This is a genomic window from Oryzihumus sp. (assembly GCF_054325275.1).
In genome coordinates this window covers 56,502-75,418 of record NZ_JBTCWL010000010.1, presented here as the reverse complement: position 1 = coordinate 75,418, position 18,917 = coordinate 56,502, and the positions used below count along the sequence as shown (strand labels likewise).

Here is an 18,917-nt window from a genome sequence, read left to right as displayed (position 1 = left end):
CCCCCCCCCCCCCCCCCCCCCCCCACCTCCGTGGTCACTCCCAGACGGACGGGCTCGCGCTGGTCTCGTCGTCGTACCAGTTCTCCTCGTCCTCGTGGGTGAGGTAGTCCCGGTCGCGCTTCTGTCGGCCGTCGGCCCCGCCGCCGGCGCCGCCACCCTGGGCGGTGCCGCCGGTGCCCCCGGCTGCACGCGAGCCGGCGCTGCCCCGGGACCCGGCTGCCCGCTCGGCAGCCGCACCCTCGGCGGCCGCACCACTGCCGCGGCCGCCTGGGCCGTCGAGCTTGGGCACGCCATACTTGCCGGCACCGGAGGCGCCACGGACCGCGGAGCCACCGGCGCCGCTGCCGCCCATCCCGCCGCCGCTGCCACCACCGGGCATGAGGCCACCACGGCCACCGGCGGCCTCGCCGGCCGCGGCACCCGCACCACCCGGCATACCGGAGGCAGCGCCACCGGCGCGGACCATGCCGGCCGCGCCGCGACCGCCGGCCGAGCCCAGGGCTGCCTCGCCGTCGGCGACGACGGAGCCCAGACCGCCGCGCAGACCGCTGGTCAGGCCCGACAGCCCGCCCTTGGCCGCACCGGAACCACCGCGCAGGATGCCGCCCACGGAGATGCCGCCGGCGAGCATGCCTCCTACACCGGCCGCGCCGGTCAGCCCGGAGCCGCTCCCGCCGGACACGCCGCTGACGCCGGGAGGCAGCGACACGTCGCCGCCGGGGATGACGCCGCTCACGGTGCCGTCGACGGAGGTCACGAAGTCGCTTCCGGGGTCGGCGGACCCGAAGGACGGCACGACCTGGGCGATGGTCTGGTCGCCACTCTGGGTGTTCCAGCCCGAGCTGGACACGTAGTGGTTGGTGCCCGAGCTGCTGGCCCCGTTGAACGGGGTCGACCCGCCGCCGGGTCCGCCTCCGTTCTGCGGCAGACGGGGCGGGGGCTTCACGATGGGCTTGGTGACCGGCCGGAAGCCCTCGATGGGCACCGACGAGGTAGCCGCACCCATGTTGTTGTCGAGCTCGTGGAGCACCGACCGGGCAGCCTCCTCACGCTTGAGCTTCTGCGCGGCCACCGCCTGGTCGTAGGCGGCCTGGTCCAGCTTGGGCGGCACGGTCGTGCCGTCGGTCTTGCACATGCCGGGCGAGGTGTACTGCTGGGCGTCGACGGACACGGGGACGGTGGCCACGCGGGTCTCGTAGGCGGTCTGGGCGTCGTTCGCCGCAGTGACGGCCTTGCCGAGCGCGTCGCTCACCTTCCGCAGCTGGCCGGCTCGGGCGTCGAGCGCGGCCTTGAGGGTGTCCATCGCCGCGTACGCAGCGCTGGCGGCATCGCCCTTCCACGACGCGCTGAGCTCGCTCTTGGTCGCCTCGACACTCTTGGCCAGCGCCGTGATGTCATCTGCGGCCGTGCTCCAGTCCTTGGCCGCGGGTCCGGCCTGGGACGAGAACGAGTAGATCTTGCGGAGCTCCTGCTCCTTCGGGCCCCCGGCGTAACCGCCGCCCCCGTCAGATGCCACTGCCATGACTGCTCCCCTCCAGTGTCTTCTCCTCGGCCGGCGCCTGCCGGCTCCGTCCCCGCACGACCACCATGGCCACGCCACCGGCAACCACCAGCAGGATCACGACGCCGCCCAGCAGCCACGGCAGGGACGAGCCCCCGCCGGCGGTCGCGCTCGGTGCCTTGGCTGCGCCGCTGGACGTCGCCGACGCCGTGCCCGTCGCGGTCGCGGTCGCACCCTGCCCAGGCAGCGGCTTGCCCGTGACCTGGCTCCAGGTCGGCAACACCGTGTCGGCGTTGCTCACCTCCAGGACGGGGTTCACGTCCGGGAACTGCTGGTACTGCCTGTACATCATGTCCGCCGGGTCGAAGATCCCCCAGCCGAACCCTCCGCCGGACTGCTTCACCGCCGGGAACCCGGACCCCACCCGGCGGAAGTCATAGACCCACCCGCGGGTCCCGTGAGACGTCGTGCCCTGCTTCATGCCCGGGGTGTTGACCATCATCTGCAGGATCTGGTTGCCCGTGGCCTGCGGGAAGTGCGACCACACCGCGGCCAGGCCGCCCGCCACGAGCGGGGTCGCGAGTGAGGACCCGCTGCACGTGCAGGCGCCACTCACCCAACGGGCGCCCTGGTGGGCGCCCATGAGCATGTTCGTCCCGGGTGCCGCGATGTCCACCTCGCCGGCGCTCTGCGTGCCGTGCGCCGCGTCGGGGTCCAGCTTGCCGTGTCGGTCCACGAAGTTCACCGACACGACGCCGTTGGCCAGGGCGGGGTAGTACACGCCCCCCTCGTCATCGGCTCCGGCGACCACGATCACCCCGGCGCGCTCCGCGCGGGCGAGGGCCTCGATAAAGAAGGGCTGGTTGAACTGCCCGCTGAGGCTGATGCTGATGATCTTCGCGCCGTCCTTGACAGCCTGGTCCACGGTCTGGCCCATGGTCTGGTCGACGGAGTTGTTGCAGATGTCGTTGGCGCCCTTGCCGATGGCGTAGTAGCGCAGTGTCGCGTCGGGAGCGATGCCGCGCACGCCGGGACCGCCGTTTCCCCGGCCCGTCCCCACGATCAGCGAGGCGACGTTGGTGGCGTGGTCGGCCGACGCGTCCCGGGCCGTCGCCACGCTCTGGTCCGAGCAGAGTGTCTTGACGGACGCCACCTTGCCCTTGAGCTCCGGGACGTTCGGGTCGATCGGGACGTCGATCATCGCCACGGTGATGCCCTTGCCGGTGCCGTACTTGTGCAGCTCGTCGTAACCCATCGCGGAGTACCACCACTGCGTGGGCTGGTCCGCCGCGGGCAGGACCGACGGGGTGTGCGCCGCCGCTTGCGCCGCCGGCGCGTGGGAGAGCGTGGAGGCGAGGGTCGTGCCGAGCCCCAACGTGAGGGCGACCGCCGTCGCGAGGACGCGGTGCCGTCGGCCTGTCGGGCGGGCGGTGGTCGGGCTCACGTGGCTCCTTCTCGTGCTGGCCGGGGGCGTGCTCAGGCGCCCGACTTGCCGCTGGCGTAGGGGTCGGCGCTGGCCTGGATGCTCGTCTGGCCCTTCGTCGGTGTCGGCGCCGAGGACGGGCCGGCCGCGGCCGGTGCCGGCGGCGCTGCGGCGACGTCGCCGTGGTCCGACGTCGTCGGCGCAGAGTGGTCGCCCTCGCCCTGCCGACTCTCCTCGTGGATGACGTCGGCAGCATCGGCCGCCTCAACGGTGTGGGTGTGCGCGTCGTAGTTCTTGCTCGTCGCCAGAGTGGAGTCGTCGTGCCCGAACCGCGCGAACACCGAGTCCGCGCGGTGGTCGCGGTCCTCCATGTGCTGGGCCACTGCAAGCAGCTTCTCCTGGTAGGCCTTGACGTCCTTCTGGACGCCGGCCAGCGTTGCGACGTAGATGTCGTAGGCGGCCTGGTAGACCTGACCGAACACCTGGCAGGAGGGGATGTCCGAGAACGAGTCCGCGCTCAGCCCCGTCGAGGTCACCTTGCTATGGCTGGCCTTGGCGTGCTCGGTCCACACCGCGCCCTTGGAATGGGCCAGCCGACGAATCATGTCGAAGTCGTACTCGGCGTGCTGTCCCCCCGAGTAGCCGCCGCCCCCGCCATCTGCCACGTAGTTCATCGCGTTTCCCCTTTCACGCGGTCATGCTGGTCACTCGCAGCTGTCGCGGCACGTGCCGGAACCCCGGGCGGGGCTCCGGCACGACCGTGGCGGCTACCAGAGGCTGGTGTTGTGCTTCTCGCCCTCGGAGTAGTCCTGGTGGCTGGCGTCGACGGCGGTGCCGATGTCGGCCAGCAGCTGCTTCATGTCCTGGATCGCCGAGGTCCACTGGGCCTTGGCCTGGGTGTAGGCCTCGGAGGCCGAACCCGTCCAGTCCGAGCGCAGCGGGGCCAGCGACTGGTCCATCTGCTGCAGCTTGCTGTCGATGTTGTTGGCACCGGCCTTGATGTCACCGGCCGCCTGCTGGAGTGCGCCGAACTCAACCTTGAACATGTGCGTTCCCCCTGATTCAGCCGAGACGGGACTGGAGCTTGCTGAACGACGACTGCGCCGAGTCGTCACGCTGGGTGTAGGTGCTCTGCGACGAGCGCAGGTTGGACTCGAAGCGGTTCAGCGCGTCGATGATCTTGCGGGAGTCCTCGTCCCACCGGTTCATCGCGGACTGGAAGCTCGTCGAGCCCGAGCCCTTCCACTGCGCGCCGATGCCCGCGAGCTTGCCGCGCAGCGCGCTCAGCTCGGAGTTCAGCTGGTCGCGGGTGTCGGAGATGATCTTGGCGCCCCGGTCAATTGCACCATCGGCAGCTGAGACTTCACCGGCCATCTTTGCCTCCCCTGTTCGTGGCCCCCCCATGGGGCGCGTGACGTGTCGTGTCCTGTGGCATGCACGTGCCTCCGGCCCCGTCGGGCGAGGCCGCGAGCAGACTAGCCCATAAGGACTAGTCCTCGGCAGCCCTCGACGTGGCTATGCTCGACCCGCCCTCGGCCGTGGTGCTCGGGGCGTGCACGCCGTGACCGTCACCCGGGGAGGGGCCCGTGACCCAGACCAGCACCGCCGCGACCACGCTGATCCGCCTGTCCGTGACCGCAGGCACGCGGCGGGCCGACCTCGGCCTGCCTGGCGGGATCCCCGTCGCCGAGATCATCCCCGAGCTCGCCCGGGAGCTCGGCCAGCTCGACCTCGACACCGTCTCGCAGGGCTTCCGGCTCGTGCGGCACGACGGGATCCCCGTCGAGCCCGACCGCAGCCTCGCGGCGCAGGGCGTGGAGGACGGCTTCGTCCTCGCCCTCGAGCCGGCCGGTGACGCCGTCGAGACCAAGGTCTACGACGACGTGGTCGAGGCTGTCGCCGACCTGGTCGAGTCCCAGTTCGCCCCGTGGACGGCGGAGAACAGCGCCCGCACCGCGCTCGGCGCCTCGGTCGTCTTCTTCCTGGCCGGCGCCGTGGCGCTGTTCACCGCCCGCGGTCACGGGGCGCTCGTCGTGGCCATGGGTGCTGTCGTGGCAGCCCTTCTCGTGGTCGTCGCCGCGGTCCTGGCGCACACCCGTGACCAGCACGTGCCCGCCGCCGCCCTGGCCGTGGTCGCCACCGCGTATGCCGCGGTGGCCGGCTTCGCGGTGACCGCACACGGCAGCGTGTGGGCACGGCCGCTGCTCTACGCCGGTGCCGCGATGTGTGTTGCGGGGATCGCCGGGGTGGTGGCGGTGACCCAGTACCGCTCCATGGTCGGCGCGTCCGCCGCTGTCGGCCTCGCGCTGGCGGTGGTCGGCGCGCTGACCGCGTTCACCGGCTGGGCCGTCGCAGGGATCTGCGCCGTGATGCTGGCCGTCGCGGCCATCACCAGCAACCTGCTCCCCTGGCTGGCCGTCTCCTCCAGCCGGCTGTCCACCCACCCCGCGCGCACCGAGGCCGAGATCTACGCCGATGCGCCGCGGGTGGAGCGCGCAGCAGTGCGCCGCCAGGTGCGCCTCGGCCACCAGCTGCTGCTGGCCCTGAGCATGGCCACGGGCCTGGTGGCCCTCGTGTGCGCCCCGCAGGCCGCGTCCGCCGGGGTGCTCGGCACGGTCCTGGGCGCGACCGCGTTCGCCGCGGTCCTGCTGCGCACCCGGCACAGCCGCACCCGTTCCAGCGTCCTGGTGGCCATGGTCGTCGGGGTGCTCGGCCTCGCCGTCGTCGGCGTCAGCGCCGCCCTGACCCACCCGTCGTGGCGGCCGTTCATGGGGGTGGCCCTCGCCGGCGCCGCCGCCGTCGTTGTCGCCCTGGCCCTGCTGGTCCCTCGCTCCCGCGTGGGCCTGGGCCGGGTGGCCGACGCCCTCGACGGGGCCTGCCTCGTGGCCCTGCTGCCGCTCTCACTCGCGGCGGCGGGGGTCTTCTGAACGTGACCGAGCAGACATTTGCCGCATTCGATCGACCGACCGTAAGGTTCCCCCGACTCCGTCACGGAGCCGGGGGCACGACTTCTGACCATCTCAAGGGGGACCTGTGACTTCCATGCGCCGTCTCAGTGCCATTGCCGCTGCCGGCCTGACCACCGCCTGCCTCGTGGGCGCGACGCCGTGGGTGGCGCAGGCGCACACGCTCGACACCGGGGTCCGGGTGGCCGCCGCGATCCCCGCGGAGGACCCCTCCCTCCCCACGCCGACGGACACTCCGACGGACACTCCGACGGACACGACCACGCCCACGCCGACCGACACCGCCACGGACACGCCGACGGACACGGGCACGTCGAGCTCGTCGACGACCACCGAGCCCCCGACCGACGGTGGCGGCATCACGATCACCGCGACGCTGCCGTCCCTCCCCGGCCTGCCGGGTGACAACGGCAACCACAACGGCAACGGCAACGGCAACGGCGGCTCGGTCCCGACCGGTGGCCTCGGTGGCGGCAACGCCGGCGCCGACGGTGCGGTCCAGGACGGCGCCTGTGGCGGCCTGCTCTGCGCGGGCAGCTCCTACCAGAACGCCGTCGGCGCCCAGGATCCGGCTCGCGCCCAGTCCTCGGCACAGTCGAGCAACCCGGTGCTGGCCTACACCGGTGCCAACATCGTCCCGCTGCTTTCCCTGGCCGCGGCCCTGCTGCTGCTGGGCATCGGCACCCTCGTGGTGCGCTCGCGCCTCCAGGCGGCGCACCAGCGGCGGCACTGACGCGACGGGCACGGCGTACACCTCGGGCGGGGCGGACCACCATCGGCGGACCGCCCCGCCCGCTCGCTCTGACACGGTGAAGGCAGGGAACCTCTGTGGCAACGAAGAAGGACCTGGTCGAGGCTCAGTCGTTCAGCCGCCGGCGGCTCACCACCGCCTTCGTCAGCGGCGCTCCGGGCGGCCGTGAGGTCGAGCCGCAGCGGCCGCTGCGCGCCGTCGTCGGTGGCATCGCACTGTCGGTGCTCCTGGGTCTGGGCGGCCTCGCGGCCGGTGCGCTGCAGCCCTCGCTGCCCGACGGGTGGGACGACAACTCCCTGGTGATCGCCAAGGCCAGCGGTGCGCGCTACGTCGCCATCAAGCAGGTGCTCTACCCGATCATCAACACCTCCAGCGCCCGCCTGCTGATCCCCGCCGACTCCTTCAAGGTCGTCACCGTCGACGACGACAAGATCACCCGGGCACCTCGCGGCGCCACGATCGGCATCCTCGGCGCCCCTGACTCCCTGACCCCGCGCGAGCGCCTGGTCCGCACCGGCTGGGTCTCCTGCGCCGGGCGCTCCGGCGGTGTCCGCACCACGCTCGGCTCGGGGGTCGCGAGCACGCCGGCCCGTGACAACGCCGTGGTGGTGCGCACCGGCGGACGGCTCTTCGTGGTGACCGGCGGCTACCGCCTCCCGGTGGCCAAGGGCGACGGCCCGGGGGTGCTGCGTGCGCTCGGGCTCGACGGCGCCACCCCGGTGGAGGCGCCGGCGTCGTGGACCAACCTGTTCCCCAGCGGGCCGGAGCTGAGCCCGCTGAACCTCGACGGCGTGGGGCGCAGCGTGTCGGGACTCCCCCACGGCGCCACCGTCGGCTCGGTGCTGGCCGTGGCCACGCCGGGCGGCGACCCGCGCCGCTACCTCGTCACCCCCAGCGGCGACCTGGCCCTGCTGCCGCCGTTCGCCTACGCCCTCTACCAGCTCGGCTCGGGCCGCGGCGTCGGCAACGACATCGCCGCCACCCCCGCCGAGGTCGGCTCGCTGCGCACCACCGACAGCTCGATCGTGCCACCGCAGTGGCCCGAGCAGGTGCCCAAGGCCCTCGACGGCGTCCCGTGCGCCACGCTGACCGCCGGGCCGACCACCCTGCCGAAGGTCGCCCTGAGCACGGCGCCCTCGGTGGCCACCCCGGCGCAGGGCACGCTGACCACGGTCGAGGGAGGTACCGGCGCCCTCGTCCGCGCGATCGGCGACAACATCATCAACCGCGGACCGGTGCTGGCCGTCGACCAGACCGCCACGGCCTACTCCGTCGAGGGCGGTGACGACGTGCTGGCGCGTCTGGGCTACGCCAAGGGCGACGTCACCCCGGTGCCGCAGGCGTGGCTGGAGCTGTTCCGCTCCGGGCCGACCCTGTCGGTCAAGGCCGCATCGTCCGCCATCTCGACCGGCCGCTGATGCGCGCCCGCCGGCTGCTCGCCCTCACCGCGGCCACGAGTATCGCGGCCACCTGGCTCACGGTGTCCGCGCCGACCGTGGCGCAGGCCCAGGAGTGCAACCCCAAGATCGCCCAGCTGGTCAAGGACACTCCCCCGGCACTGCAACGGCTGAACGCGCGCTACGCCTGGGGCGTGGCCACCGGGCGGGGCGTCGTCGTCGCGGTCGTCGACTCCGGTGTCGACCGGCACAACAAGCACCTGCAGGGCGCGCTGGTGCCGGGCAAGAGCTTCGTGCCTGGGCTGGCCGCGGACGGCGACGAGGCGGGCCACGGCACCGCCATCGCCGGCGAGATCGCCGCCCGCCAGATCCCCGGGTCCGGCGTGGTCGGGCTGGCCCCGGACGCCAGGATCATGCCGGTGCGCGTCTTCTTCGGCGCCGACGACCAGAGCCGCGCCGCGGGCGTCGGACCCCGTCCCGACCGCATGGCCGAGGGCATCCGCTGGGCGGCCGACCACGGGGCCCAGGTCATCAACGTCTCGATGAGCACTCCCACCGACGACGCCCGGCTGCGGGACGCGGTGCAGCACGCCAGCGACCGGGGCGCGCTCGTCGTGGCCTCCGCCGGCAACCGCACCACCGCGGAGGACAAGAGCGACGGGGTGCGCTACCCCGGCGGCTACCCCGAGGCCGTGGCGGTCTCGGCGGCCGACCTCGGCGACACCGTCACGGACGACTCGATCCACGGCCCGCACGTCGACCTGTCCGCACCGGGCACCAACATCCTGACCACCTACTACGGGGCCGGTGACTGCCTGATCAGCGCCGAGGGCGAGTCGACCAGCTTCGCCACCGCCTACGTCTCGGCGTCGGCGGCCCTGCTGTCGCAGCAGTTCCCGCACGCCACGCCCGCCGACTGGAAGCACCGGCTCGAGGTGACCGCCTCCCGCGACCGCAGGGACGGGCGCGACGACCGTGCCGGCTGGGGCATGGTCCAGCCCTACGAGGCGCTGACCGCCGTGATGGACGACAGCCTGGCCGGCCCGGTCGCCCCGGGCAGCGCCCCGCACGCCGTGGCTGCGGCCCGGGCCAAGCCGCTGGACCTGCGCAAGGTCAGCGACCCACTCGCCCCGCAGCGCACGGCTGCCCTGTGGTGGTGCCTCGGCGGCGTCAGCGCCCTGCTGGCCCTGGTGTTGGGCGGGATGCTCGCCCGACCACGGCGGCGCCGGCCGGCCGGCCGACGGCGGGCCGACGCCGCCGGACACGGCGCCTGAGACCGACGCCTGCGGCTGGTGGGGAACCCACCCACGCCGGCCACCCGGCATACCGGCGCCCGCAGGGCAAACCCGTTCGTGACCACCCCGGGGCATCTGGGAGGATTCGACGCATGACCAACCCCGCCCACGCCCCGCGCGCCGTGACCATCCCGGAGAAGCCGTCCATCGACGGTCTCGAGGAGAAGTGGGCGCAGGTATGGAGCGAGCAGGGCACCTACACCTTCGACCGCAGCAAGGCCCGCGAGGAGATCTACTCCATCGACACCCCGCCGCCCACGGCGAGCGGCTCGCTGCACGTCGGCCACGTGTTCTCCTACACGCACACCGACTGCATCGCACGCTACAAGCGGATGGCCGGCTTCGAGGTCTTCTACCCGATGGGCTGGGACGACAACGGCCTGCCGACCGAGCGCCGGGTGCAGAACTACTACGGCGTGCGCGGTGACGCCTCGCTGCCCTACGAGGAGGGCTTCGTCCCGCCGCTTCAGGGCGCCGAGGGCAAGAGCGTCAAGGCGGCCGACCAGAAGCCGATCAGCCGGCGCAACTTCATCGAGCTGTGCGACGTGCTCACCGTCGAGGACGAGAAGACCTTCGAGCACCTGTGGCGCACGCTGGGCCTGTCCGTGGACTGGGACATCAGCTACCGCACCATCGACGGCCGCTCGCGGGCCGTGGCGCAGCAGGCGTTCCTGCGCAACCTCGAGCGCGGCGAGGCCTACCAGGCCGAGGCGCCGGGCCTGTGGGACGTGACGTTCCAGACCGCCGTGGCCCAGGCCGAGCTCGAGGCGCGGGACTACCCGGGCCACTTCCACCGCGTCGCGTTCCACAAGCCTGACGGCGAGAAGGTCCACATCGAGACCACCCGTCCCGAGCTCATCCCCGCCGTGGTCGCGCTCATCGCGCACCCCGACGACGAGCGGTATGCCGGGCTGTTCGGCACCACGGTCACCTCGCCCCTGTTCGGGGTCGAGGTGCCGGTGCTCGCGCACCCCGCCGCCGAGCCCGACAAGGGCGCCGGCATCGCCATGTGCTGCACCTTCGGTGACCTCACCGACGTGCAGTGGTGGCGCGAGCTGCAGCTGCCCACGCGCTCGGTCATCCAGCGCAACGGCCGGATCCAGCACGAGACGCCGGAATGGGTCACCTCGGCACAGGGCAAGAAGCTCTTCGACGACCTCGCCGGCAAGACGACCTTCTCCGCGCGCACGACCATCGTCGACGCGCTGCGCGAGAGCGGCGACCTCGACGGCGAGCCGACGGCCACCCAGCGCAAGGCGAACTTCTTCGAGAAGGGCGACAAGCCGCTGGAGATCGTGACCTCCCGCCAGTGGTACATCCGCAACGGCGGCCGCGACACCGACCTGCGGGAGCAGCTGCTGGCCCGGGGCCGGGAGCTGGAGTTCCACCCGCCGTTCATGCGCACCCGCTACGAGAACTGGGTGGGCGGGCTCAACGGCGACTGGCTGATCAGCCGGCAGCGCTTCTTCGGCGTGGCCATCCCGCTGTGGTACCCGATCGACGCCCACGGCGAGGTCGACTTCGACCACCCGATCACCCCGTCGGAGGACCAGCTCCCGGTCGACCCCTACGCGGACGTGCCGGCGGGCTACGAGGAGTCCCAGCGCGACCAGCCGGGCGGCTTCACCGGCGACCCGGACGTCATGGACACGTGGGCCATCTCCTCGCTGACCCCGCAGATCGCGGCCGGCTGGCGCGGTGACCGCGAGCTGTTCACCAAGATCTTCCCGATGGACCTGCGCCCGCAGGGCCAGGACATCATCCGCACCTGGCTGTTCGCCACGGTCGTGCGCGCCCACCTCGAGCACGACTCGCTGCCGTGGAAGCACGCGGCCATCAGCGGCTGGATCCTGGACCCCGACCGCAAGAAGATGTCCAAGTCCAAGGGCAACGCCGAGACCCCCGAGGGGATCGTCACCCAGCACGGCGCCGACGCGGTGCGCTACTGGGCGGCCTCGGCCCGGCTGGGCACCGACGCGGCCTACGACACCGGCCAGATGAAGGTCGGCCGGCGCCTGGCGATCAAGGTGCTCAACGCCAGCAAGTTCGCCCTGTCCTTCGGCGACGTCGAGGGCGACCTCGCGGCCGCGGTGACCGACCCGCTCGACGCGGCGATGCTCGCCGGCCTGGCCGACGTGGTCGACAAGGCCACCGGCGGCTTCGAGGCCTACGACCACACCCGCGCGCTGGAGGTCACCGAGGCGTTCTTCTGGACGTTCTGCGACGACTACCTCGAGCTGGTCAAGGACCGGGCCTACGGCGCCCGCGGCGAGGAGGCCGCCGCCTCGGCCCGTGCCGCGCTGCGCATCGCACTGGACGTGCTGCTGCGCCTGCTCGCGCCGGTCCTGCCCTACGCCACCGAGGAGGTCTGGTCCTGGTGGCACGACGGCTCGATCCACCGCGCCCCGTGGCCGGAGGCCGATGACGTCAAGACCGCTGCGGCGCAAGCCGATCCGGCGGTCCTGGCCGCGGTCGGCGCGGCCCTCGCGGGCGTGCGCAAGGCGAAGTCCGAGGCCAAGGTCGGCATGCGCGCCGAGGTCAGCGCGATGACGCTGGCCGGCCCCGCCGCCGAGCTCGACCGGGTGCGTGCCGGGCTCGATGACCTGCGCGCCGCCGGCAAGATCACGGCCGAGATCGGCTTCGCCGACGCCGAGTCGCTCCAGGTGCGCGACGTGACCCTGGTGCCGGTCGTGAAGGACTGACCGCCGAGGCCCCTGCGACAGGCCCCGACCCGCTCCCGGGTCGGGGCCTGTCGTGCCTCAGCCGGCGGGCTCGACCAGCAGCCAGGGCTCGTCCCAGCCGCCGAGCCCGAGCCGGCCGCCGACCAGCTCACCCTCGGGCAGCGCCAGCACCGTGCCGTTCGCCGGCTCGTAGACGGTGAGCCGCGCGTCGCCCTCCGGCGGCAGGACGAGCGTGATGTGCCGGGGCAGCCACGTGTTGCCGACATACAGCAGCGCCGGCCGCGCCGTGGTCACCGTCGAGCACAGGCGCCGGTATGCCGCGCGGCGGCCACCGCCGCCGGCCCACCTCAGCTGCGACACGGCATACCGGGCATGCGTGCGTTCCTGGAGCTCGGCCCGCGCGCCCCAGGGCGGGGTGCCCAGGGCGGTGGGCCAGGGCAGGTTCAGGGCTCCACCGGCGGCGACCGGGCTGTTGGTGCGGCCCATCGTGGCGCGCTCCTGCGCGGCGAACCGGGCCAGCGCCGGGGCGTCGAACCCGCCGGTGGCCGGCCCGGTGCCACCGGTGAGCACCCACGCGGCGAACCCCGGGTCGGCCACCATCCGGGCCACGGTGAGCGCGGCCGAGCCACACGTCACGGGGCTCTGCTGGACGGGAGCCGGGTCGCCTCGGTGCAAGGTCCACGCCGTCGTCATGGCCCTCACCCTTGCACCGCCGCGGTGGTCCCACACCTTCGTGCGTTGCGGAATGACAACGGTGGGGCTCACCGCCGCGATCCCGTTGTAGCGTGCGCCGCATGGACCGCACGCGGGGAGTGGCCATCGGGGGCGCGGCGCTGGGCTTCGCCCTCCTGGTCTGGGTGTCCGCGTCCGGGTCGGTCTCCGCCCTCAGCACCCCCACCGCGGACCTGCCGCGAGGACAACCAGCCCCGACACCAACACCGTCGGCCAGCCCCACCACGACGGCGACCACCGCCCCGGCACGGGCCGCGCACGACCTCGGCTCGTTCTGGGAGGGGTTCGCGGTGGTGTTCACCGCGGTCGTCGTCCTCGCCGCCCTGGTCGTGCTCTGGTCCCTCTGGCAGATGTGGCGCGACCGGGACCGGGTGCGCCGTGCGGTCCCCGCCGTGCCCGCGTTCGAGCCGGTCCCCGACGTCCAGGAGGCCCTGACCGCGACCGCCTCGGCCCAGCTCGCCGGACTGGCCCACGGCTCCCCGCGCAACGCGATCGTCGCCTGCTGGGTCGCCCTGGAGGAGACCGCGAGCGCCGCCGGCCTGCCCCGCTCCCCCGCCGAGACCTCCGCCGAGTTCACGGCCCGGGTGATCGAGGCGCACGCGGTGGACCCGCGGGCGATCGCCACCCTCTCGGCGCTCTTCCGCGAGGCCCGCTTCTCCGCGCACGACCTCGGCGAGGACGCCAGGGTTCGCGCGACGGCGGCGCTGACGACCCTGCACGAGGACCTGGCCCGCCGTCGGGACGTGGTCAGCTCCTCCCCCGGAGGCATGCCGTGAACCGGTTGTGGGTCAAGCGGATCGGCGTCACGGCGGCGCTGTGGGCGGTGCTGTGCGTCGTCGCCGCGATCATCGGCTCACGCCCCCGCCCGCTGCTGCTGGGCGCGGGCCTGCTCGCGGTGGCGGCCGTGACCTGGCTGGTGTCCGACCTGGCCGCGCAGGCCGAGATGGTCTCGTGGGACGCCGGCTACCAGCCCTACCAGCGGGTCCGCGGCGACGACGTGCGCGTGCGCCGGCTGCTGCACCTGCTGCAGGACACCAGCCACCCCGAGACGTTCACCCGCGACGTGCACCCGCTGCTGGTCGAGCTCGTCGACGACCGGCTCGACACCCGCTACGGCGTCGACCGGCACGAGCACCCGCAGGCTGCCCGGCAGCTGCTCGGGGAGGACCTGCTGGCCTTCGTCACCACCCCGCCACCGGCGCGTGCGAGCGCCGACCCCCGCTACCTGTCCACCATCCTGACCCGAATCGAGTCCCTGTGACCACGCCCGACCTGACCACCGTCTCGCGCCTCGCCGCGCAGGTCCTCGACGAGGTCGAGACCGCCGTCGTCGGCAAGCGCGACGCGCTCACCCTCGTCCTCAGCGCCGTCCTGGCCGGGGGCCACGTCCTGCTGGAGGACTACCCGGGCCTGGGCAAGACGCTGGCCGCGCGCTCCTTCGCCCAGACGCTCGGGCTGGACTTCAAGCGGGCGCAGTTCACCCCGGACCTGCTGCCGGCGGACCTGACCGGGTCGTTCGTCTTCGACCAGCGCGCCGGCGACTTCGTCTTCCGCCAGGGCCCGCTGTTCACCGGGCTGCTGCTCGCCGACGAGATCAACCGCACCCCGCCCAAGACGCAGGCCGCGCTGCTGGAGGCCATGCAGGAGCGGCAGGTCACGGTCGAGGGCCAGACCTTCCTGCTGGAGGCCCCGTTCCACGTGCTCGCGACGGCGAACCCCGTGGAGTACGAAGGCACCTACCCGTTGCCGGAGGCCCAGCTCGACCGGTTCCTCCTGCGGGTCAGCTTCGGCTACCCCAGCGCGGAGGAGGAGGCGCAGGTGTTGCGTCGCCGGGTCAGCCGCCGGCACGAGGAGCAGACGCTGCGCGCGGTCACCGACGCCGTGGGACTGCGCGGCATGCAGGCCGCCGTCGAGACCGTCACCGTCGACGACACCATCCACGACTACTGCGTCGCCCTCGCGTCCGCCACGCGCACGCACCGGCACGTCCTGGTCGGGTCCTCCCCGCGCGGCGCCCTCGCGCTGATGCTCACGGCCCGTGCGTATGCCGTGGTGCACGGCCGCGACTACGTCACCCCCGAGGACGTCAAGGCCGTCGCCCTGCCGGTGCTCTCGCACCGGGTCACCATCAAGCCGGAGCTGTGGATGAGCAACGCCTCCGGGGCGACCGTCGTCGGCAGCGTGCTGAACACGGTGGCGACACCCGCGGCCCGCGAGGCGGAACGGATCCGCTGACCGTGCCCACTCCCCCGCCTCACGTCCCGTGGCGCCCCACCAGCGCCCACGTGCGCGCCTGCGTGGGCGGCGCCGCCCTTGCCCTGGCCGCCACCTGGCTGCGCCGGCCCGACCTGCTCGTGCTCGCGGCCCCGCTGCTGGTCGTCGCCCTCTGGTCGGCCCTGTCCCGGCCCGGCGCGGCACCGCAGGTCGAGGCCCGCCTCGCGCCGCGCACGGTCCGCGAGGGCGAGGCGGTGCGCTGGACGGCGGCCGTGCAACCCGTGCCCGGGCTGGAGCAGGCGACCGCCAAGCTGGCCGCCGGCGACTTCCAGCAGGTCGACCCGCCCACCCGCACGGTGACGGTCGCGTCGCCCGGGACACCGCCACCCGAGGCCCTGCCGCTGGCCCTGGCCGTGCGCACGACCCGCTGGGGCCGGCGCACGGTCGGCCCGGCCGTGGTCGTGGCCCACAGCGCCTGGGGCGCGTTCCGCTGGGGCGCCCACGAGGTCGAGCCGGTCGGGCTGAGCACCCTGCCGGTCCCCACGCGGTTCGACACCACCGCGCCGATGCCCCACCCCAACGGCCTCGTGGGGCTCAACCGCTCGGGTCGGCCCGGCGACGGCAGCGAGTTCGCCAGCATCCGGCCGTTCCAGCTCGGGGACCGGCTGCGCCGCATCCACTGGCCGGTGTCGCTGCGCACGGGCAGCCTGCACGTGACCTCGAGCTGGGCCGACCAGGACAGCCACGTGCTGCTGATCGTCGACGCGCTCAACGACCTCGGCCCCAGCGAGGGGCTGGACGGCGCGGCGAGCAGCCTGGACACCACGGTCCGCGCGGCCGGCGCCATGGCCGAGCACTACCTGCACCGCGGCGACCGGGTCAGCCTTCGGGTGCTTGGCTCGACCGGCACCACCCGCGTGCCGGCGGCCACGGGCAAGCACCACCTGCGCCGGGTGCTGGACGCCCTGGCCTCGATCGAGGTGGCCTCACGGCTCGAGGATGACCCCCGCCACGCCCTGACCGGGGTCTCCGCCGGCACCGTGGTGGTCCTCCTCTCGCCCCTGGTGTCCCCGGTGGCGCTCAGCCACGCCGTCACGCTGGCCCGCCGCGGCCTGACGGTCATCGTCATCGACACCCTGCCCGAGGGCCTGGCCGGGGACGACCCGCAGGAGCCGTTCGCGGGGATCGCCTGGCGGGTGCGCCTGCTCGAGCGGCGCCGCGAGCTGGAGAGGGTGCAGGCCGTCGGGGTCCCGGTGGTGGCCTGGCTGGGGCCGGGCAGCCTCGACCGGGTGCTGCGTGACGTCACGCGCCGCTCCGCCGCACCCCGGATGGCGCAACGGTGAACGCCTCCCTGCCCCCGGCGCTGCGCGCCCTCGTCGCCGACCTGGGTGCCCTCACCCGGCAGCAGGCCCTGCTGCGCCTCGTGGTCGCGCTGGCGCCGGTGCTCTTCCTCGCCGTGGCCCACGCGGCCGGCGCCTCCTGGTCCGGTCCGGTCACCATCTGCGTGGTGGTGCTGGCGCTGGCGTCCGCGGCCGAACCCGACTCGCACGTCGCGCTGGTGGTGCTCGCCGTCCTCGGCTGGTTCTGGGCGGCCCGGGTGGGCGACCCGACGAGCTGGTGGGCGCTGGCGGCCGCGTGGGTGGTGCTGGTCGGCCACGGCGCGGGTGCGCTGGCGGCCACCGTGCCGTCCTCCGGGCAGCTCCCCCGAGTGGTGGTGCGGCAGTGGGCCACCCGCGCGGCGCTGGTCGGCCTGCTCACCGCGGGTGTCTGGGGCCTGGCCCGGGCCGGGACGGCGATGCACCCCCAGGGCCGCGCCACCCTCACCGTCCTGGCGCTGCTGGCCCTCGCGGGGGTCGGGTTGTGGTGGCGGGGCGCCCCGCGTCGTCCCAGCGCCGACCCGGATAGGTAAGCAAATGGTCAAGTCCGGTCACGTCACGGACGACGCCGCGTAGCGTCGAACTGCGCGAGGCTCCACGGACGGGACCTCGTTCCACTGCAGGGGGAACCACGGATGAACCACATCGCGAACATGGTGCTGGCCGGGCTGGTCGTCTTCGCCGGGATGGCGGCGCCGTCCTCGCAGGTGACGCTGACCCAGGCCAGCAAGATCACGACGTTCAAGAACTGCACACAGCTGAACCAGCGATACCCGCACGGGGTGGGCCGCACGGGCGCCCACGACCGGGTCAGCGGGCACGGCAAGCCGGTGACGAACTTCGCCGTCAGCAATGCCCTCTACGCGGCGAACCGCAAGAGCGACCGCGACCACGACGGCATCGCCTGCGAGAAGCACTGAGTCCCGGCCCCACAGCAGGGGGGAACGGCGAGGCCCGGGAAGCGTCACGCTTCCCGGGCCTCGTCTTCGCTCATAGCCCACGGCTCAGGCAGACTCCTTGCGCGGCGCGCGCTTCGGCCGCTGGGCCGGCACGTCGCGGCGCACGATCGTGGGGTTGACGTTGTCGAGGACGACCTCGCGGGTGACCACCACGCGGGCGATGTCGTCGTCGCTGGGCACGTCGAACATCACCGGCAGCAGCACCTCCTCCATGATCGCGCGGAGCCCGCGGGCGCCGGTGCCGCGCATCAGCGCCTGCTCGGCCACGGCCTCGATCGCGTCGTCGGTGAACTCCAGCTCGACGTTGTCGATGTCGAACATGCGGTGGTACTGCTTGACCAGGGCGTTGCGCGGCTCGGTGAGGATCCACACGAGCGCGTCACGATCGAGCGGCGAGACCGTGGTGATGACCGGCAGGCGGCCGATGAACTCGGGGATGAGCCCGAACTTCATCAGGTCCTCGGGCATCACGTCGCCGTAGCTCTCGCCGGCGTCCTTGGCGGTGTGCAGCTGGGAGCCGAAGCCCAGGCCCTTCTTGCCCGAGCGGGACTCGATCAGCTTCTCCAGGCCGGCGAACGCGCCACCGACGATGAACAGCACGTTGGTCGTGTCGATCTGGATGAACTCCTGGTGCGGGTGCTTGCGCCCGCCCTGCGGCGGCACCGAGGCCGTCGTGCCCTCCAGGATCTTGAGCAGGGCCTGCTGCACGCCCTCGCCGGAGACGTCCCGGGTGATCGAGGGGTTCTCGCTCTTGCGGGCGATCTTGTCGACCTCGTCGATGTAGATGATGCCCGTCTCGGCCTTCTTGACGTCGTAGTCCGCTGCCTGGATGAGCTTGAGCAGGATGTTCTCGACGTCCTCGCCGACGTAGCCGGCCTCGGTCAGCGCCGTGGCGTCGGCGATGGCGAACGGGACGTTGAGCATCCGCGCCAGCGTCTGGGCCAGGTAGGTCTTGCCACAGCCGGTCGGCCCGATGAGCAGGATGTTGGACTTGGCGATGTCGACCGCGTCGTCGCCCTTCTTGGCGCTCTCACCGGCCTGGATCCGCTTGTAGTGGTTGTAGACCGCCACGGCGAGGGCCTTCTTGGCCACGTCCTGGCCGACGACGTACTGCTCGAGGAACTCGAAGATCTCCCGGGGCTTGGGCAGCTCGTCCAGGCCCAGCTCGGAGGACTCCGCCAGCTCCTCCTCGATGATCTCGTTGCACAGGTCGATGCACTCGTCGCAGATGTAGACCCCGGGGCCCGCAATCAGCTTCTTGACCTGCTTCTGGCTCTTGCCGCAGAAGGAGCACTTCAAGAGATCGCCACCGTCTCCGATGCGTGCCACGGGGCGGTCCTTCCTGTCGGGTGATTACCACTGGTGCTGCTTGCGGTGATGGATGACGGTACCCCGCGAGGTCCCGTCCACGTCTCATTAGACGCCGGTGTCGGCCGTCCGTCACGGCTTGTCCGCCAACAGCGGACAAGGTGGACAGTGACGTCCTCCATCCCTGCCACGGTATGCCGGGGGGTCACCGGCCGCGCGCCCACCCACCTGCCCGGACCCCGACCACCAGCGACGGGGCGGACGCGAACGGTCCCCGGCCCCGCGGCATACCTGCCGGGGGCCGGGGACCGTCA

The 18,917-nt window shown here is 73.0% G+C and carries 18 protein-coding genes; 11 read left to right on the top strand and 7 right to left on the bottom strand.

Annotated elements, in window-relative coordinates; translation table 11 throughout:
• Window positions 1–34: 34 nt before the first annotated feature.
• From ACXVGS_RS04345 to ACXVGS_RS04325, 5 genes are all read right to left on the bottom strand, one after another.
• Window positions 35–1,522, bottom strand: a complete 1,488-nt coding sequence (locus tag ACXVGS_RS04345; RefSeq protein WP_458528250.1) for a WXG100 family type VII secretion target — start codon at window positions 1,520–1,522, stop codon at window positions 35–37.
• On the bottom strand, window positions 1,506–2,945 hold the full coding sequence (locus ACXVGS_RS04340) for a S8 family peptidase (protein ID WP_458533148.1): 1,440 nt from the start codon (window positions 2,943–2,945) through the stop codon (window positions 1,506–1,508). Before ACXVGS_RS04340 ends, ACXVGS_RS04345 begins: the two co-directional genes overlap by 17 nt.
• Before the next feature lie 32 nt (window positions 2,946–2,977).
• Window positions 2,978–3,598, bottom strand: a complete 621-nt coding sequence (locus tag ACXVGS_RS04335; protein WP_458528248.1) for a hypothetical protein — start codon at window positions 3,596–3,598, stop codon at window positions 2,978–2,980.
• Window positions 3,599–3,691: 93 nt separating this feature from the next.
• Complete coding sequence (locus ACXVGS_RS04330; RefSeq protein ID WP_458528247.1) at window positions 3,692–3,970, bottom strand: WXG100 family type VII secretion target; 279 nt, start codon at window positions 3,968–3,970, stop codon at window positions 3,692–3,694.
• A 16-nt stretch (window positions 3,971–3,986) separates the two neighbouring features.
• The gene (locus ACXVGS_RS04325; protein ID WP_141787696.1) at window positions 3,987–4,298 is read right to left on the bottom strand and encodes a WXG100 family type VII secretion target; all 312 of its coding nucleotides are present in this window, start codon (window positions 4,296–4,298) and stop codon (window positions 3,987–3,989) included.
• A gap of 212 nt (window positions 4,299–4,510) precedes the next feature.
• On the opposite strand from ACXVGS_RS04325, the gene eccD reads away from it, so the two are divergent.
• The 5 genes from eccD to valS all read left to right on the top strand — a co-directional run bounded on the left by eccD (window position 4,511) and on the right by valS (window position 12,035).
• A complete protein-coding gene (gene eccD, locus ACXVGS_RS04320; RefSeq protein WP_458528246.1) occupies window positions 4,511–5,851 on the top strand; it encodes a type VII secretion integral membrane protein EccD in 1,341 nt (446 codons plus the stop codon).
• Between the two features lie 115 nt (window positions 5,852–5,966).
• Window positions 5,967–6,623 (top strand): hypothetical protein, encoded by a 657-nt coding sequence (locus tag ACXVGS_RS04315; protein ID WP_458536664.1) that lies wholly within the window; start codon window positions 5,967–5,969, stop codon window positions 6,621–6,623.
• Window positions 6,624–6,718: 95 nt separating this feature from the next.
• Window positions 6,719–8,059: a type VII secretion protein EccB gene (eccB, locus tag ACXVGS_RS04310; protein WP_458528244.1), complete on the top strand. Its 1,341-nt coding sequence runs from the start codon at window positions 6,719–6,721 to the stop codon at window positions 8,057–8,059.
• Window positions 8,059–9,312 carry a S8 family serine peptidase gene (locus tag ACXVGS_RS04305; RefSeq protein WP_458531681.1) on the top strand — a complete coding sequence of 418 codons (1,254 nt, stop codon included), beginning with the start codon at window positions 8,059–8,061 and terminating at the stop codon, window positions 9,310–9,312. The genes eccB and ACXVGS_RS04305 overlap by 1 nt, the downstream gene beginning before the upstream one ends.
• Before the next feature lie 113 nt (window positions 9,313–9,425).
• A complete protein-coding gene (gene valS / locus ACXVGS_RS04300) occupies window positions 9,426–12,035 on the top strand; it encodes a valine--tRNA ligase (RefSeq protein WP_458531680.1) in 2,610 nt (869 codons plus the stop codon).
• 57 nt (window positions 12,036–12,092) lie between these two features.
• Here valS and ACXVGS_RS04295 read toward each other — a convergent pair whose 3' ends face one another.
• Window positions 12,093–12,707: a hypothetical protein gene (locus tag ACXVGS_RS04295; RefSeq protein ID WP_458531679.1), complete on the bottom strand. Its 615-nt coding sequence runs from the start codon at window positions 12,705–12,707 to the stop codon at window positions 12,093–12,095.
• 101 nt (window positions 12,708–12,808) lie between these two features.
• Here ACXVGS_RS04295 and ACXVGS_RS04290 point away from each other — a divergent pair, with 101 nt between their 5' ends.
• The 6 genes from ACXVGS_RS04290 (at window position 12,809) to ACXVGS_RS04265 (ending at window position 17,256) form a co-directional block, all read left to right on the top strand.
• The gene (locus ACXVGS_RS04290) at window positions 12,809–13,522 is read left to right on the top strand and encodes a DUF4129 domain-containing protein (protein ID WP_458528240.1); all 714 of its coding nucleotides are present in this window, start codon (window positions 12,809–12,811) and stop codon (window positions 13,520–13,522) included.
• A complete protein-coding gene (locus ACXVGS_RS04285; RefSeq protein WP_458528239.1) occupies window positions 13,519–14,007 on the top strand; it encodes a hypothetical protein in 489 nt (162 codons plus the stop codon). The genes ACXVGS_RS04290 and ACXVGS_RS04285 overlap by 4 nt, the downstream gene beginning before the upstream one ends.
• Window positions 14,004–14,981 (top strand): AAA family ATPase, encoded by a 978-nt coding sequence (locus ACXVGS_RS04280; protein ID WP_458528238.1) that lies wholly within the window; start codon window positions 14,004–14,006, stop codon window positions 14,979–14,981. Before ACXVGS_RS04285 ends, ACXVGS_RS04280 begins: the two co-directional genes overlap by 4 nt.
• Window positions 14,982–14,983: 2 nt before the next feature.
• On the top strand, window positions 14,984–16,303 hold the full coding sequence (locus ACXVGS_RS04275; RefSeq protein ID WP_458531678.1) for a DUF58 domain-containing protein: 1,320 nt from the start codon (window positions 14,984–14,986) through the stop codon (window positions 16,301–16,303).
• Window positions 16,300–16,869 carry a hypothetical protein gene (locus ACXVGS_RS04270; RefSeq protein WP_458528236.1) on the top strand — a complete coding sequence of 190 codons (570 nt, stop codon included), beginning with the start codon at window positions 16,300–16,302 and terminating at the stop codon, window positions 16,867–16,869. Before ACXVGS_RS04275 ends, ACXVGS_RS04270 begins: the two co-directional genes overlap by 4 nt.
• Window positions 16,870–16,971: 102 nt before the next feature.
• Window positions 16,972–17,256, top strand: a complete 285-nt coding sequence (locus ACXVGS_RS04265) for an excalibur calcium-binding domain-containing protein (protein WP_458528235.1) — start codon at window positions 16,972–16,974, stop codon at window positions 17,254–17,256.
• Window positions 17,257–17,340: 84 nt separating this feature from the next.
• Here ACXVGS_RS04265 and clpX read toward each other — a convergent pair whose 3' ends face one another.
• Window positions 17,341–18,624 (bottom strand): ATP-dependent Clp protease ATP-binding subunit ClpX, encoded by a 1,284-nt coding sequence (gene clpX / locus ACXVGS_RS04260; protein WP_458536663.1) that lies wholly within the window; start codon window positions 18,622–18,624, stop codon window positions 17,341–17,343.
• Window positions 18,625–18,917 lie beyond the last annotated feature (293 nt).

Bases quoted from the DNA above. Each gene is read 5' to 3' on its own strand.
- ACXVGS_RS04265 (WP_458528235.1), top strand. From the start codon at position 16,972: ATGAACCACATCGCGAACATGGTGCTGGCCGGGCTGGTCGTCTTCGCC.
- ACXVGS_RS04290 (WP_458528240.1), top strand. From the start codon at position 12,809: ATGGACCGCACGCGGGGAGTGGCCATCGGGGGCGCGGCGCTGGGCTTC.
- ACXVGS_RS04325 (WP_141787696.1), bottom strand. From the start codon at position 4,298: ATGGCCGGTGAAGTCTCAGCTGCCGATGGTGCAATTGACCGGGGCGCC.
- ACXVGS_RS04315 (WP_458536664.1), top strand. From the start codon at position 5,967: ATGCGCCGTCTCAGTGCCATTGCCGCTGCCGGCCTGACCACCGCCTGC.
- ACXVGS_RS04295 (WP_458531679.1), bottom strand. From the start codon at position 12,707: ATGACGACGGCGTGGACCTTGCACCGAGGCGACCCGGCTCCCGTCCAG.
- valS (WP_458531680.1), top strand. From the start codon at position 9,426: ATGACCAACCCCGCCCACGCCCCGCGCGCCGTGACCATCCCGGAGAAG.
- ACXVGS_RS04305 (WP_458531681.1), top strand. From the start codon at position 8,059: ATGCGCGCCCGCCGGCTGCTCGCCCTCACCGCGGCCACGAGTATCGCG.
- ACXVGS_RS04330 (WP_458528247.1), bottom strand. From the start codon at position 3,970: ATGTTCAAGGTTGAGTTCGGCGCACTCCAGCAGGCGGCCGGTGACATC.
- ACXVGS_RS04345 (WP_458528250.1), bottom strand. From the start codon at position 1,522: ATGGCAGTGGCATCTGACGGGGGCGGCGGTTACGCCGGGGGCCCGAAG.
- ACXVGS_RS04335 (WP_458528248.1), bottom strand. From the start codon at position 3,598: ATGAACTACGTGGCAGATGGCGGGGGCGGCGGCTACTCGGGGGGACAG.